The 266-nt window shown below is 66.5% G+C and carries 1 protein-coding gene; it reads right to left on the bottom strand.

The window, feature by feature from the left end:
* On the bottom strand, positions 1-248 hold a 248-nt coding region (locus PIJ50_RS16355; protein WP_271976664.1), incomplete at its 3' end, for an AMP-binding protein.
* Positions 249-266 lie beyond the last annotated feature (18 nt).

Genomic DNA, 266 nt, shown 5'->3' with positions numbered 1-266 from the left:
CTCAGGAAGCGCTGTGCCGTCAGTTCCGGTCGGTTCAGGTAGCCCAACGCCACCCCCACGCCGCCGATATGCAATTCCCCCACCGCTCCCATCGGCACCGGGCGCCCGCGGGCGTCCAGCAAGTAAGCGCGGGTATTGCCGATCGGTTTCCCAATCGGCAAGCGCGCCTCCCCTTCAGCCCGCTCGATACGTGCCGTTGTCGCAAAGGTGGTGGTCTCCGTCGGCCCATAGGCATGGATCAGGTGCACCGGCCCCCGCTCTTGCAA

It is taken from the genome of Falsirhodobacter sp. 20TX0035, from assembly GCF_028307215.1.
GTDB lineage: Bacteria > Pseudomonadota > Alphaproteobacteria > Rhodobacterales > Rhodobacteraceae > Falsirhodobacter.
This window is presented reverse-complemented; position numbering and strand designations above follow the sequence as displayed.